The organism is Bacteroidales bacterium (genome assembly GCA_016707785.1).
Taxonomy (GTDB): Bacteria; Bacteroidota; Bacteroidia; order Bacteroidales; family UBA4417; genus UBA4417.
The window spans coordinates 36,508-51,096 of the sequence record JADJGZ010000042.1; the positions used below are offsets into that span (position 1 = coordinate 36,508).

Genomic DNA, 14,589 nt, shown 5'->3' on the forward strand with positions numbered 1-14,589 from the left:
TTGAAACCGTATAAAATTACAATAATTATACCATGAATCATCCTGTTATACGCAGATATGAGTGAGAGTTATGCATCCTTAATCTATAGAATCGTGGAAAATTGTACCTTTGCACCTCGTTTAAAGAATCTGAAAAATTATGTTTGAAAGTCTAAGTGACAGGCTGGACAGGGCATTTAAGCTCCTCAAGGGCCACGGTTATATTACAGAGATCAATGTTGCAGAAACCCTCAAGGATGTTCGTAAAGCGTTGTTGGATGCTGACGTCAGTTATAAGGTTGCCAAAGAATTTACGGACCAGGTAAAAGTAAAAGCCTTAGGACAGAATGTTCTTACTTCGGTTTCACCCGGTCAGTTAATGGTTAAAATCGTTCATGATGAACTGGCTGAACTGATGGGAGGGGAGAAGGTTGAACTGAACCTGAAAGGGACTCCTACTGTCATTTTAATGGCAGGGCTTCAAGGTTCGGGTAAAACAACTTTTTCTGCAAAACTTGCACATTACCTTCATACTAAAAAAAGCAAGAGCCCTTTGCTGGTGGCTTGCGATATTTACCGTCCGGCTGCTATCGACCAGTTAAAAGTGTTAGGTGAGCAGATTGGAGTGGAAGTTTATTCAGAACCGGATACCAAAGATCCTGTCAGGATTGCTAAAAATGCAATGATTCATGCCAGGGACAGGGGTTTCAATACAGTGATCATTGATACTGCAGGTCGGTTGGCAATTGATGAGCAGATGATGAATGAGATTGCTGCTATCAAGCAAAGTGTGAATCCGCAGGAAACTTTGTTTGTGGTGGACTCCATGACTGGCCAGGATGCGGTGAATACAGCCAAGGCTTTTAATGACAGGCTTGATTTTGAAGGAGTCATTCTTACCAAATTGGATGGTGATACCCGCGGTGGAGCTGCCTTAACCATCAGGTCGGTTGTAAATAAGCCAATCAAGTTTGTTGGGATTGGAGAAAAGATGGACGCCATTGATGTTTTCTACCCGGAACGTATGGCTGACCGAATTCTCGGAATGGGTGATATTGTTTCACTTGTTGAGCGTGCCCAGGAGCAGTTTGATGAAGAAGAAGCCAGGAAACTGCAAAAGAAACTTGCCAAGGATCAGTTTAATTTCAATGACTTCCTTTCCCAGATTAAACAAATCAAGAAAATGGGGAATGTAAAGGATTTGATGAGTATGATTCCTGGTATGGGTAAAGCATTGAAAGATGTGGATATTGATGATAATGCATTCAAAGGAATAGAAGCTATAATTTACTCCATGACACCTGCAGAAAGGGAAAACCCTATATTGCTCAATGGCAGCAGGCGAAAGAGAATTGCAGCCGGGAGCGGTACTGATATCCAGGAAGTCAATCGGCTGGTTAAGCAATTTGATGACACCCGTAAGATGATGAAGATGATTTCTACAGGGGGAGGCCGTCAGATGGCGCAACAGATGCGAAATCCCAAGAAACGGTAGAATTTCACCAGCATTTTTTATTACCTCAGGACTTCAAAATCACATTTGAATATGCAACTCATTGATGGGAAAAAAATCGCAGCTGACATAAAGCGTGAACTGGCTGCAAAATCGGTAAAGATTATTGACAGAGGAGATCGTACTCCGCACCTGGCGGCTATTTTAGTCGGCGAGGACCCGGCAAGTCAGTCCTATGTGAATGGCAAGGAAAAGGCTTGCCAGGAAGTGGGTTTCACTTCAACCATCTATCGCCTGGAGGAATCTACTTCAGAGAAAAGACTTCTGGAGATCGTCGATTTTCTGAATAATGATGATGAAGTAGATGGATTTATTGTCCAATTACCTTTACCAAAGCATATCAATGTTGATAATGTTATAAACCGAATAAATCCCCTTAAAGATGTGGATGGTTTTCATCCTGAAAGCCTTGGCAAGATGATGCTCGGACAACCTACATTTTTATCGGCTACTCCTTATGGAATCATGCAGATGCTTGAAAGGACCGGCATCGAAACTGAAGGGAAGCATTGTGTTGTTCTTGGACGAAGTAATATTGTCGGAACCCCACTGAGTATTATGTTATCGCGCAAAGCAAATCCCGGCAATTGTACGGTAACTTTGTGCCATACAAAAACACCAAACCTGAAGGAAATTGCAGCAACTGCTGATATTCTGGTTGCAGCTATGGGCCAACCCTTGTTTGTGACTGCTGATATGGTTAAACCGGGTGCAGTTGTGATTGATGTTGGTATTCATCGTTTTATAGATGAGTCTCCTAAAGGTTATCATATTGTTGGTGATGTCAAATTTGATGAAGTTGCACCAAAATGCAGTTATATCACTCCTGTTCCGGGAGGAGTAGGCGTTATGACGGTGATTTCACTGCTGATGAATACTTTGAAGGCGTATGAGAATAATTTGAAAATTTGAAAATTTGAGAATTTGAAAATGTGGAGATTAGGAGATTAGGAGATTAGGAGATTAGGAGAGGAGGAGAGGAGGAGATTAGGAGATGAGGAGATTAGGAGATTAGGAGATTAGGAGATTAGGAGATACGCAAATTTATCCGTCATCCTGAGTGGAGTCGAAGGGTGGGATTTTCAATAGAAAAATTGAAGCATGAAAATCAGATCAGCTTCCTGGAGTGAATAAGTTGTTACCATGAAATAATCATCCACAAATCACTCAAATGCCGCACAAATAAACACAAATGACCTGCAAGCAAGATTCAATGATTTGTGTCAATTTGTGAATAATTTGAGCAATTTGTGTTCTGATTTTTTGCCTGAAGGATTTACATTCTGATGGAAGTTAATGCTACTGGCGAATTATAATGCCACGAATGCACGAATAAAACACGAATGTTTTCGTTCGTAAACAGGGGGATTCGTGGAAATTCCTGGACTACAAGAAAAATATAAGCCATAGTTCCGCGTTTCAGCCGCCAGCTGGCAGACCAAATCCAAAATCCATCCGCCAGCTGGCGGACCAAGTCTCAAGTCCCAAGTCCCAAGTCCCAAGTCCCAAGTCCCAAGTCCCAAGTCTCAAGTCCCAAGTCCCAAGTCCCAAGTTCCAAATCCCAAATCCCAAATCCCAAATCCACAATCCGCAATCCAACATCCAACATCCAACATCCGACATCCGACATCCAACATCCGACATTCAACATTCACGACATTCAACATTCACCATTCAACATTACACTTAATCATGTCAGACTTGACTCAAAACGGCAAAAGACTTCCCCTGATGGAAGATTTTTATACTTTACAGGGGGAAGGGGCGCATACAGGGAAAGCTGCTTACTTCTTGAGAGTAGGAGGCTGCGATGTGGGTTGTTATTGGTGTGATGTAAAGGAATCCTGGAATCCTGATCTTCACCCACTTACTGATATTGCGGGAATAATTGACAGAGCCAGTATAAATCCTTCAGGTACAATCGTTCTGACTGGTGGGGAACCGTTAATGTATCCTTTAGGACCTATATGTGAAGGCTTAAAAAATGCCGGTCAATCGGTCCACCTTGAAACTTCAGGATCTCATCCTTTCAGTGGCAGTTTTGACTGGATTTGTCTATCCCCCAAAAGAAAAAGTCCTCCCCTGGATGCGATTTTCCCGTTGGCAAATGAATTGAAAGTGATCATTTTTGATGACTCAGACTATGCCTGGGCTGAGGAAAATGCTGCCAAGGTGAATAGCGAATGCATGCTCTTTTTACAACCCGAATGGAGCCGATTTAAAGAAGTCACTCCCGGAATCGTTGAATATATCATGAAAAATCCAAAATGGAGAGTTTCCCTGCAGGCGCATAAATATCTTCATATTCCATAATAGTTTACAATCCATAAAAGTATTTCCGGCATAACATCCCAAATTATTCATCTCTGATGATGAGTAATTTAGAGATTCCTTCATTATATTTACATATTGTATTTTAAGATATATGATATGAAAAGAGTTTTTTCATTTTGGATTATCTGTATCCTTATCATCGGTGTTCTTCCAACTTTTGCCCAGAATAAGGATGCTAAAAATATTGTGGGTTTTGGAGTGTTCTATACTCCTCCCATGGAACAAGGGATGTATTTTGATTCACCTTTTGACATATGGCCTGACCAGGAACCCAGTGGATTTGGCCGTGTTTTTTATGCCCGGCAATTGAGCGATGCGTTTCGGTTGGGGGCCTATTGTGAATATGGAAGGAGCCGGTTCTCAGTGGATGGAGGAGAAGTGCGGTCATATCGAAGGACCCTTGGTGGTCTTGATTGGCTGGTTCAATATCCTCATACTCCTTTGCATCTCCAACTTGGCGGTTACTTTGGCTTTGGCAGGATTAAGGCGGACAATTGGAACAACCTCAAGGGTGCAGATTTTGGAATGCTGGCAGGTCCGGCTTATGATTTCCGGCACTTTGGTATATCTGTTCAGATGAAGGCCGGGTTTGCTCCCTTTGGTGCAACAGGCACACCTGAAGGAGTGCTGATGTATGCACCAGGGGTGCTGTTTAAGTTATACGGGAAGTTTTGACCCTGGGAATATTATGATCCCTCTGGAAAATTTAGCCTGATAGCACCTTGTTTCCGGATGCTTAGCTTATGACACGCATTTTCACCAAACACTTGCGTCATCATTTTGGTATATGTTTCCAGGAGTTCAGAAGGTACGAAAGCCTGAATGGTGCCAGCAAAACCTCCCCCATGAACTCTCCAGGCACCTTTTCCTTTGAGGAGGATTTCACTCAGTGCCAAGGCAAGAGACACTCCCTGTTCTTTTACATTATGTACCGGGTAAATATTCTGGTTATACATAAATGAACTAAACCCTGATGCAATCACCATTTCCAGGAATGCACCAAAATCATTCTTTTCAAGGGCTTCAACCTGATCTGCCACGCGTTGGTTATCACCCTGGAAATGCAAAGCCCTTAATATAGCCCTGTCACCAGTAATGTTTCTTAGTTCCGGAATGGCATGGATAATGCTTTCCAGGCTCACTTCCCTAAGCACCGTAGCTCCCAGAGCGGCAGCAACAGATTTCATTTCTATGGGAAGGGATGCATATTCCTCATTCAGGTCAGCATGATTTCCACCTGTGTCGGTGATAACAAGATAGTAACCTGTTAATTGAAAGTCAAAATCAATCTTTTTGACGATTGGGTGACTGGGATCCTTGAAATCAATAGTAATAAGTCCGCCAACGGAACAGGCAGTTTGATCCATTAAACCGCAAGGTTTTCCAAAATATTTATTCTCAGCATATTGTCCAATCAGGGCATTCTGAATGGGATCAAGTTTTCCATCATTGAAAAGGTGGTTAATAAATGCACCTACCAGTACTTCAAAAGAAGCGGAAGAGCTCAATCCTGAACCTTTTGGGACAGCTCCGTCAATACTTGCATCAAATCCGCCAACGATAAAGCCCAATTCTTTCATACGGGCACAGATCCCCCTTACCAGGGAAACAGAAGTAAATTGTTCGGAAGCCTTTGGTTCCAGATCAGTGATATCTAAAACAATATCAGGGTAACCTAAAGAGGTAATGTGAATTACTGAAGTTCCATTAGCTGCTGCTATAGCTATATTATCGAGATCAACTGCCCCGGCAAGCACTCTGCCATAGTTATGATCCGTGTGATTTCCACCAATTTCGGTACGGCCGGGTGAACTGAAAAATTGGATATTTTCTCTTTGAAACTGCTGGGTAAAGGAATCCAAAAGCCTTAGATATCTTTGTTTCTGAATTTCAAGTGTACTTTTTTCCTTACCATATAATTCCTCCAATAGGGGCGGAACAGGGAGTTGAAGATAGCTTATAATTTCACTACTGTTTTTCATGAGAAATTTGATTGAAATCGTTGGAATTTGAATGCTAAAATTCTTTAACTTGTTCTAGTGTATTGGCAAAGCAATTTACTCAAATCATTGATTTAAGGATGCATGTTATGGTAAATTTTGAAATTTTACGCTAATTGCTGGACGAAGGAGGTCAAATTGAAGAGCAAACAAAACCTATAGTGTTTGTTTGACAAAAAACTTGGAATAAGTCTATTTTATAATAAACGACAATCTCATTTCTTCCTTGGATCATTACCCAAGGAATATGATTTTACCATTTTAGTGAAGCGGGACGAATCCTGTTATTTTTTTTGGATAGTTTGATCAGGAATCTTATTATGACTATAGAATAGTCGTGAACAGTCAGATAATAGACTGATGAACGCTTTTGATAAAGATCCTTATGTACACAAATAACCATCGAGGCACTCTAACAGTTGGATCATTATAGTTTACACCGACCAGATTTTTTGAGTCCAAACTTCCTAATCAGAATAATAATATAAACTACATTAGTAGTCAAGATGCTATCATTAGTTTAAGTATAAGAAATGAAAAAGAATAATCAAGTTATATCAACACATATAAATAAATAAATATTAATATATTATTAATTAAGAATTTAATGTATTTGTATGAAATCGCATAATTGCAAATTGGACTTAGCAAGCTATTATTCAGTATTTTCTGTCAATTACAATGAAGTGCTTTTCTCATGATTATCATATATTGATCTAGCCTGATATTTGGACTTTAATGAGTCCAAAATGACAATTTAGAATAATTCTAAAATTAAAATAAATGCAATAGTTTCTTGGTTATTAATATTAAATTTGGTTTTCTCAATCAAATGGAAACTCTACAACTATTTGATACACAATTAATTAAATTGGATGACTAAAATTGCTCACAGAATCTACCTGGTAACTCTTTCATTAATTGTGATCGTTGCCCTGGTTGCCCTTTTCATGAAGGGATATGCTTACTATATAACCAGCCTGGAAGAGAGAGCATTCCATCCGGAACATTCCATGCTCAAACCCAGTGGCATTCTTGGTCATGGAATGCGGGATTATTGGTTCTTTATTCATGATTTTCGGTGTCATTCTTTATATGGCCCGAAAAGGTACAAGATATTTTCAAGTTAGGTGTTCTGAAGCATTGGCTTGAATTCCATATCTTTCTGTGTACATTAGGTCCAATCCTGGTTTTATTCCATACCTCATTCAAATTCGGTGGTATTGTTTGCCATCAGTTTCTGGAGTATGGTAGCTGTTTTTCTCAGTGGAATCATCGGAAGATTTATCTGCATTCAAATTCCCAGGAGTTGAAGGCCGGGAATTGAGTCTTCAATGAAATAAGGGACTTGAAAGGAGATATTGGAGCAGCCTTAAATCAATCGGTACAACTGGATGAAGGCAGTTTTGAAATGATTGTCGCCTCCACCCGCTCAAAAATCAGTCGTTTTCAGGGCAATGTGTTTTCACGTACATTGAAACGTTACATACAGGATAAGAAAGCGCTACGTAGTGTAAAAAATGTGCTGAGAAGCAATAAGATACCCAAAAAGCAGAACGTACACAAGTAATCAGGTTGGTAAACAATGAAATTTCCTGAACCGACGCATAGAGCGCCTGGTTACCATGCAGAACCTATTTAAATACTGGCATGTGGCACATTTACCTTTTGCCTTGGTAATGCTGGTGATCATGGTGATTCATGTGGAGTCACTATTGTTTTGGTTACAGATGGATATTCTGAGTTATGGAAATTCTCATTGAGCAAGTCGCAATTTATTCAGTTGCAGTATTATTCTGCCTGATCGTTGTTTTCATTTATCTCCGCAAACAGAAAAGGGATTCTAAAAAGTAGAAGAGAAGATCATCAAGGCCAAGCAAGATGGATTATTTGAGCCTATCTCTCTGCACCCGGTTATTGATGCAAATAGCTGTATCAAAACCGAGCCTGTGTTGCTGCATGTCCTGAAAAAGACATTATTGGCATAAAAGACGGGAAAGCCACAACTATTAATGCATCGAGATGTATTGGTCATAGGTGCATGCTTTCATGCCTGTCCTACACAAGCGATCATGTTATTATTGAACAGAAACCCGGGTGTTGATTTACCCCATGTCAATCAGAATTTTGAAACCAATGTCAATGGAATCTATATCGCCGGTGAATTGGGAGGGATGGGACTCATCAAGAATGCTGTAGAACAAGGCAAACAGGCGGTCGACAACCTGGTCAGAACGCTCAGGGGAAGTCATGATGCTACCTATGATTTGATAATAATCGGGGCGGGCCTGGCGGGTATTTCAGCTTCCCTGACCGCTAAAAAGCACAACTTAAAGTTTCTGACCCTGGAACAGGACACACTTGGAGGTACTGTTTATACTTTCCCCAGGCAAAAGATTGTAATGAGCTCAGCCATGGAGTTGCCTCTTTTTGGTAAGGTCAAACTCTTTGAAACCAGTAAAACCGAACTCCTGGATTTATGGCAAAACGCATTATTAGGGAAAAATCAGCTGACTATCAGGAAAATACTAAAGTGGAAGCCATTCATAAGGAGAATAACCATTTTCTGGTTGAAACCCCTGGCAGGCGAAAAAACTTTCAACCAAAACGGTTTTAATCGCCATTGGCCGGAGAGGTACTCCACGAAAGCTGGGGGTTCCGGGTGAAATGCTGGAAAAGGTAGCTTACAGATTATTAGAGCCCGAAGATATCAGTGGTAAAGATATTATGGTAGTGGGAGGCGGTGATTCTGCTATTGAATCAGCGTTGCTTTTTGTGACCATAATAATGTAACCTTATCTACAGGGGTGATACTTTTAGCCGTTTGAAACCCATGAATAGCGAAAGAATTGGTATTGCTTCATCTTCTGGCAAAGTAAGGGTACTCTTTAATACCTCACCGGTTGAAATACTAAAGGAATCTGTGTTACTAAAGGATTTGAAGGAGGACAAGGAGATACATGTTGTCAATCAATTCGTTTATATTTTTGCCGGGGGTGAATTACCTATCCAGTTTTTACAAAAGGCTGGAATTATGATTACCAAAAAGTTTGGTGAAGCCATTTTGAAACACACTTAACAGAAACTGTCCAATTAATTGAAGAAATGATTTATCCTACTAACCTCTTTAAAGTATTTCTGACAGATTATTCCTGTTTCAACTTTGCTTTTTGGTTGAGGTTAAATCACAGATATCTCGGAGACCTTGCCAAAGTGCATTCACATCTGGAGGGAATGTCAAACTGTACCAAGTGTCATATTCTGGGTGAAAAAAGTCTCGAATGATAAGTGGCTACCTGCCATACTGAACTGAAGAGCAGGATCAGCAGTAATAAGGGATATCACTCATCCGCTGAGGTGAAAGGGAAACAATGCATCCTGCCTAGTGACCATCACGGAGTTAATTTTCAAATCATCCGTTCCGATAAAACCAAGTTCAATCATGCCTTACCGGATACAAACTCATTGGGGCTCATAGCAAAAAGAAGTGCGAGGATTGTCGCAAACCCCAGTATATTAAAGATGCCAAGATAAAAGCAAAAAATACACATTTCTCGGGATGGGCACTGATTGCTTGTCGTGTCATACTGATTATCATCAGAAATCTCTTTCCAGCAATTGCACTGATTGTCATGACAATGAAAAGTTTAACTGCCACTAAATTTAGTCATCAGAAATCCCTCTTTAAACTCACGGGCAAGCACCAGGATGTTCCCTGCGCTGAATGCCATAAAACTTCCATGAGAAGTGGCGTAAAATTCCAGGAATTCAAAGGTTAAGTATGCAAATTGTACGAATTGCCATAAGGATGCACATGATAATAAATTTGGGCAGAAATGCTCTGAATGCCATAATGCTGAGTCTTTTGCAGCTGTTGGTGGTGTAAAGAATTTTGATCACAGTAAAACAGATTTCAATTTAGAAGGCAAGCACCAGGCAGAGTTGTAAGTCATGCCACAAGATAAAACTTACTACACCATTGCTGCATAAAAATTGCACGGATTGTCATGTGGACTATCACGAAAGCAATTTGTTATGAACGGTGTTTCTCCATCATGTTCTGAATGCTATTCAGTGCAAGGATTCAAAGGATCTTCCTTTACCATTGAGAAACACAATTCATCAGGATTTTCATTGAAAGGCAATACATGAAAACACCTTGTATTTCGTGCATAAGAAAGAGACTAAATGGAAATTTAAAGAGATCGGGAAGAATTGTAAAGACTGTCATGAGAACATTCATACAGGGAAGATCTCAGAGAAATACTATCCGGAAGAGAATTGCGAAAAATGTCACACCAATAATCGTTGGAACCAGGTTGAATTTGATCATAAAACCACACAGTTTATTCTTGAAGGTGCACATGAAACCAAAACCTGCAGGGATTGCCATTTTAACAAGGAAGTGAAAGGCCATGCCAACCAGGCTTTTAAAGATTTATCCATGAATTGTAGTGACTGTCATACCGACACATAATCAGCAGTTTGACGAGAATGGAAAAACAGATTGTAAAAATGTCATAATTCAATAGCTTTCAAACCAACCGTTTCTTTTGATCACAACAATCACAATTTCCATTGGATGGCAAGCATTCAAGGCCTCCCATGTGAAAAAATGCCACCAACCTGTCACTATTGGTGAAGCAACTTTTATCCTGTATAAAACTAAGAAAATCAAATGCGAAGACTGTCATCAATAATCCTGTTCATACTGATCATTTCCGGGAGTATTTTTGCCCAGAAATCTCCCCATGGGACTGGTTTTGCCATCAGTTGCAAGGATTGCCATACTACGGATGGCTGGAAGATTGACCTTGCCAAGTTAGCCTTTGATCATAGTGTTACCAAACCCCACTGGTTGGGCAGCACCAATCTGTTTCCTGCAAGGATTGCCATACCTCCCTTGAATTTGTAAAGACTCCTGCTGATTGCAATGAATGTCATATCGATATTCATGAGCAAACTGTGGGGACTGATTGCTCCCGATGTCATACGCCTAATTCCTGGGTGGTTACAAATACTACCCAATTGCATCAAATGAGCCGTTTCCCTTTAATCGGGCCTCATACCCAGGCGAATTGTTCCTGATTGTCATATTAATCTTTCACCGGCTGCGAATGGCTTAGGAACAGCTTCTGCATTACGTTTTGATCCCCTGGGAGTTGAATGTTTTGATTGTCATAAAGATAACTACCTGTCTACTACGAACCCTAATCACACCCAAGCCGGTTATTCAACAAATTGCGAAGAATGTCATAATATAAACTCTTTCGAATGGTCCGGAGCCGGTATCAATCACAATTTCTTCCCACTTACGGGCGGCCATGAAATCAGTGACTGTAAAACCTGTCATACTTCAGGTTCCTATGCAAGCATTGATGCGGCATGTGTGAGTTGTCACCAGGCAGATTACAATACTGCTGCAAGTCCTAATCATATCTCTTTGCATTTTTCAACTGATTGTAAGCAATGTCACAACCTTAGTCCGGGTTGGAGTCCGGCTGAATATAAAGATCATGATTCCCAGTCGTTTCCTATTTATTCAGGAACTCATAAAGGAGAATGGGATAATTGTTCCGACTGTCATACAAATCCTTCAAACTATGCCCAGTTTACCTGCACTAATTGCCATGAGCACAACCAGGGGGATACTGATGATGAGCATGAAGGAGTAAGCGGATACACCTATAATAGTATAGCTTGTTTTGGATGTCATCCCAATGGATCAGGAGATGGAGCATTCGACCATAATTCTACCAGCTGTCTTACCTCCCAGTATGCCGGAACTCCAACCACTTGCTCCAGTTGTCATACCAATGCCTATACCCAAACTACCAATCCAAACCATATTGCATCCGAATTGGAAATGATTAGAACCTGCCATACGACTCTTCCTGATTGGAAACCAGCATCTTATCCCAATCATAATACAGTTTATCCGTTATTGGGAGCTCATCTGGCAATTGCGAATGATTGTTTTTTCCTGTCATAAGGGCAATTATACCAATACACCAAATACCTGTTTTGGTGCCATGCGACCGATTACAATGAGGCCAATGATCCTTCGCATGCTGCCGCCCAGTTCCCAACAACCTGTGAAGACTGTCATAATGTAAATGCATGGTCGCCCGCTACTTTCAATCATGATGGGTATTTTCCTATTTATTCAGGGAGCCACCAGGAGAATGGAACGAATGTTCTCTGAATGTCACACCAATCCGGGAAACTATAAAATTTTCAGTTGCATAGATTGGTCGCGAGCACAACCAATCGGATACGGATGATGAGCAATTAGGGGTTGGAGGATATGCCTACAATAGTATTGCCTGTTTGGAATGCCACCTTGCAGGAATTCTAGGAAGTTTCAATCACAATACATCCGCATTTCCATTAACCGGTGGTCATGCCGTTAATGATTGCAACAGTTGCCATGCGAACGGATATGCCAATACCTCTACCGTATGTGCCAGCTGTCATACCAATAATTATAATCAGACCACAAACCCGAACCATACAGGAATCGGAATATCCAATGATTGCGCGGCCTGTCATACTACAGGCCCGGGATGGACTCCGGCAGCTTTCCCTACCCACAGCAATTATTATGTGCTTGAAGGTGCACATGCTGGAATTGGCAATGATTGTGCATCCTGTCACCAGGGAAATTATACCAATACTCCAAATACCTGCTCAGGATGTCATATTGATGAATACAACCAGACGAATGATCCGGCACACGCTACTGCTCAATTCCCAACCACCTGTGCCGATTGTCATACTCAATCATCCTGGACTCCGGCTACTTTTAACCACGATGGCCAGTATTTTCCTATTTATTCAGGACAACACCAGGGAGAATGGGATCAATGTTCTGATTGTCATACCAATCCAGGTAATTATGCAGTGGTAACCTGCACATCTTCGTGTCATCAACAGAATTCCACTAATAATGAGCATCAGGGTGTCGGGGGATATGTTTACACTACTGAAGCTTGCCTGGCCTGCCATCCTGATGGAAACTCAGCCGGCAGCTTCAACCACAACACTTCTCTATTCCCTTTAACAGGCGGACATGCAGGTACTGATTGTGCCAGTTGTCATACGAATGGATATGCGGGGACACCCAGCGATTGCGCAAGTTGTCATATCAGTAACTATAACCAGTCAGCAAACCCAAGTCACACCTCTCTTGGTCTCTCAAATGACTGTGCAGGTTGTCATACAACTGCTCCGGGTTGGGCTCCAGCTACTTTTGCAGTTCATAACAACTATTATGCTCTGCAAGGTGCTCATATTGCCATTGCATCCCAGTGTGTTGATTGCCACAATGGCAACTATAATACAACGCCCAATACCTGCGATGGATGTCGTATTGATAATTATAACCAGACTACCAATCCAAATCATGTTGCATCGCAATTTGCCACAACTTGCCAGGATTGCCATACACAGACTGCATGTTCCTTCAACATTCGATCCGACAATACCTACCCTTTGACAGGGTGCCCGTGCCATTGCTTCCTATTGTGTGCAATGCCATCCGAGTATACAAATACCCCAAACACCTGCGAGGGCTGCCATCAGAACAACTATAGCCAGCTACCAATCCCAACCATGTATCCCTGGCAATTCCCAATGACTGTGCAAGCTGTCACACTACAAATCCAGGATTGGCGCCTGCCAGCTTCCCAATTCATAAACAATTACTATGTGCTGAAGGGGACATATTCCTGGGCAGACCAGTGTGCCACCCGCCATAATGGTAACTATAACACTACTCCAAATACCTGCGACGGTTGTCATATTGACAATTATAACCAGACAACCAATCCTAACCATGTGGCTTCCCAATTTGCCACAACCTGCCAGGATTGCCATACACAGACTGCATGGGTTCCTTCAACCTTTGACCATAATTCCACCTATCCTTAATCAGAACATGCAACCATCGCAACCAATTGTGTGCAGTGCCACGCCAACGGTTACAGTAATACCCGAACACCAGAAGGATGCCACCAGAACAATTACAACCAGGCGACAATCCAACCATGTTCCACTTCAATTCCCAATGAATGTGCAACCTGCCATACCACTAACCCCGGCTGGGCTCCAGCCACCTTTCCTATCCATAATAACTATTATGTGTTACAAGGTGCCCATCTTGCCATTGCTAATCAGTGTTCTGATTGCCATAACGGGAATTATACAAACACTCCCAACACCTGTTCCGGTTGCCATATTAATGATTACAACCAGACCAATGACCCAAACCATGCATCAGCTCAATTCCCGACTACCTGTGAAGATTGTCACTCTCAAACTGCATGGCAACCATCTACCTTTGACCACGACAATCAATATTTCCCAATCTATTCCGGAAACCACAATGGGGAATGGAACACTTGTTCTGATTGCCATCCCAACTCAACCAATTACTCGGTATTTACCTGCACCACTTCCTGTCATCCGCAGAGTTCAACGAATAATGACCACCAGGAGTAAGCGGGTATTCATACAACAGTGCTGCTTGTCGAACTGCCATCCAAAATGGGAATGACCAAATGATCAGAAATTTCATTAGAAGCAACTAGTAACTCAGTAGAGTGAAGATCAATGATTATAATTATTGTACTTACTCTTTGGAAACGACATTTCAGGCCAGGAGCTTTCGTCTCTTGTTGAGAGGTGTTATTTCCTATACTACTTCTCTCAAAACATTTATGTAAAATTCGAAACTACCGACGGACTTAAAGCAGGCGATAC

The 14,589-nt window shown here is 41.4% G+C and carries 14 protein-coding genes and 1 pseudogene; 14 read left to right on the plus strand and 1 reads right to left on the minus strand.

Annotated elements, in window-relative coordinates; translation table 11 throughout:
- Positions 1-139 precede the first annotated feature (139 nt).
- The 4 genes from ffh (at position 140) to IPH84_17100 (ending at position 4,501) form a co-directional block, all read left to right on the plus strand.
- A complete protein-coding gene (gene ffh, locus IPH84_17085; GenBank protein ID MBK7174895.1) occupies positions 140-1,474 on the plus strand; it encodes a signal recognition particle protein in 1,335 nt (444 codons plus the stop codon).
- Between the two features lie 51 nt (positions 1,475-1,525).
- Positions 1,526-2,404, plus strand: coding sequence for a bifunctional 5,10-methylene-tetrahydrofolate dehydrogenase/5,10-methylene-tetrahydrofolate cyclohydrolase (locus IPH84_17090; protein ID MBK7174896.1), 879 nt, complete (start codon positions 1,526-1,528; stop codon positions 2,402-2,404).
- 780 nt (positions 2,405-3,184) lie between these two features.
- Positions 3,185-3,805: a 7-carboxy-7-deazaguanine synthase QueE gene (locus IPH84_17095; GenBank protein ID MBK7174897.1), complete on the plus strand. Its 621-nt coding sequence runs from the start codon at positions 3,185-3,187 to the stop codon at positions 3,803-3,805.
- A gap of 117 nt (positions 3,806-3,922) precedes the next feature.
- Positions 3,923-4,501, plus strand: coding sequence for a hypothetical protein (locus IPH84_17100; protein MBK7174898.1), 579 nt, complete (start codon positions 3,923-3,925; stop codon positions 4,499-4,501).
- 11 nt (positions 4,502-4,512) lie between these two features.
- On the opposite strand, the gene IPH84_17105 is transcribed toward IPH84_17100, so the two are convergent.
- A complete protein-coding gene (locus IPH84_17105) occupies positions 4,513-5,808 on the minus strand; it encodes a galactokinase (GenBank protein MBK7174899.1) in 1,296 nt (431 codons plus the stop codon).
- An 893-nt stretch (positions 5,809-6,701) separates the two neighbouring features.
- Here IPH84_17105 and IPH84_17110 point away from each other — a divergent pair.
- The 10 genes and pseudogenes from IPH84_17110 (at position 6,702) to IPH84_17155 (ending at position 14,328) form a co-directional block, all read left to right on the plus strand.
- Complete coding sequence (locus IPH84_17110; GenBank protein ID MBK7174900.1) at positions 6,702-6,956, plus strand: hypothetical protein; 255 nt, start codon at positions 6,702-6,704, stop codon at positions 6,954-6,956.
- A 218-nt stretch (positions 6,957-7,174) separates the two neighbouring features.
- On the plus strand, positions 7,175-7,396 hold the full coding sequence (locus IPH84_17115; protein MBK7174901.1) for a hypothetical protein: 222 nt from the start codon (positions 7,175-7,177) through the stop codon (positions 7,394-7,396).
- Positions 7,397-7,451: 55 nt separating this feature from the next.
- Positions 7,452-7,589, plus strand: a complete 138-nt coding sequence (locus IPH84_17120; GenBank protein MBK7174902.1) for a hypothetical protein — start codon at positions 7,452-7,454, stop codon at positions 7,587-7,589.
- Positions 7,573-8,905, plus strand: a pseudogene (locus IPH84_17125) (NAD(P)-binding domain-containing protein). The gene IPH84_17120 and the pseudogene IPH84_17125 overlap by 17 nt, the downstream one beginning before the upstream one ends.
- 559 nt (positions 8,906-9,464) lie before the next feature.
- The gene (locus tag IPH84_17130) at positions 9,465-9,605 is read left to right on the plus strand and encodes a hypothetical protein (GenBank protein MBK7174903.1); all 141 of its coding nucleotides are present in this window, start codon (positions 9,465-9,467) and stop codon (positions 9,603-9,605) included.
- A 389-nt stretch (positions 9,606-9,994) separates the two neighbouring features.
- Positions 9,995-10,303, plus strand: a complete 309-nt coding sequence (locus IPH84_17135) for a hypothetical protein (protein ID MBK7174904.1) — start codon at positions 9,995-9,997, stop codon at positions 10,301-10,303.
- A gap of 201 nt (positions 10,304-10,504) precedes the next feature.
- Positions 10,505-10,741 (plus strand): hypothetical protein, encoded by a 237-nt coding sequence (locus IPH84_17140; GenBank protein MBK7174905.1) that lies wholly within the window; start codon positions 10,505-10,507, stop codon positions 10,739-10,741.
- A gap of 528 nt (positions 10,742-11,269) precedes the next feature.
- A complete protein-coding gene (locus tag IPH84_17145) occupies positions 11,270-11,818 on the plus strand; it encodes a hypothetical protein (protein ID MBK7174906.1) in 549 nt (182 codons plus the stop codon).
- Positions 11,819-12,156: 338 nt separating this feature from the next.
- The gene (locus IPH84_17150) at positions 12,157-13,758 is read left to right on the plus strand and encodes a hypothetical protein (protein MBK7174907.1); all 1,602 of its coding nucleotides are present in this window, start codon (positions 12,157-12,159) and stop codon (positions 13,756-13,758) included.
- A gap of 30 nt (positions 13,759-13,788) precedes the next feature.
- Positions 13,789-14,328: a hypothetical protein gene (locus tag IPH84_17155; GenBank protein MBK7174908.1), complete on the plus strand. Its 540-nt coding sequence runs from the start codon at positions 13,789-13,791 to the stop codon at positions 14,326-14,328.
- Positions 14,329-14,589 lie beyond the last annotated feature (261 nt).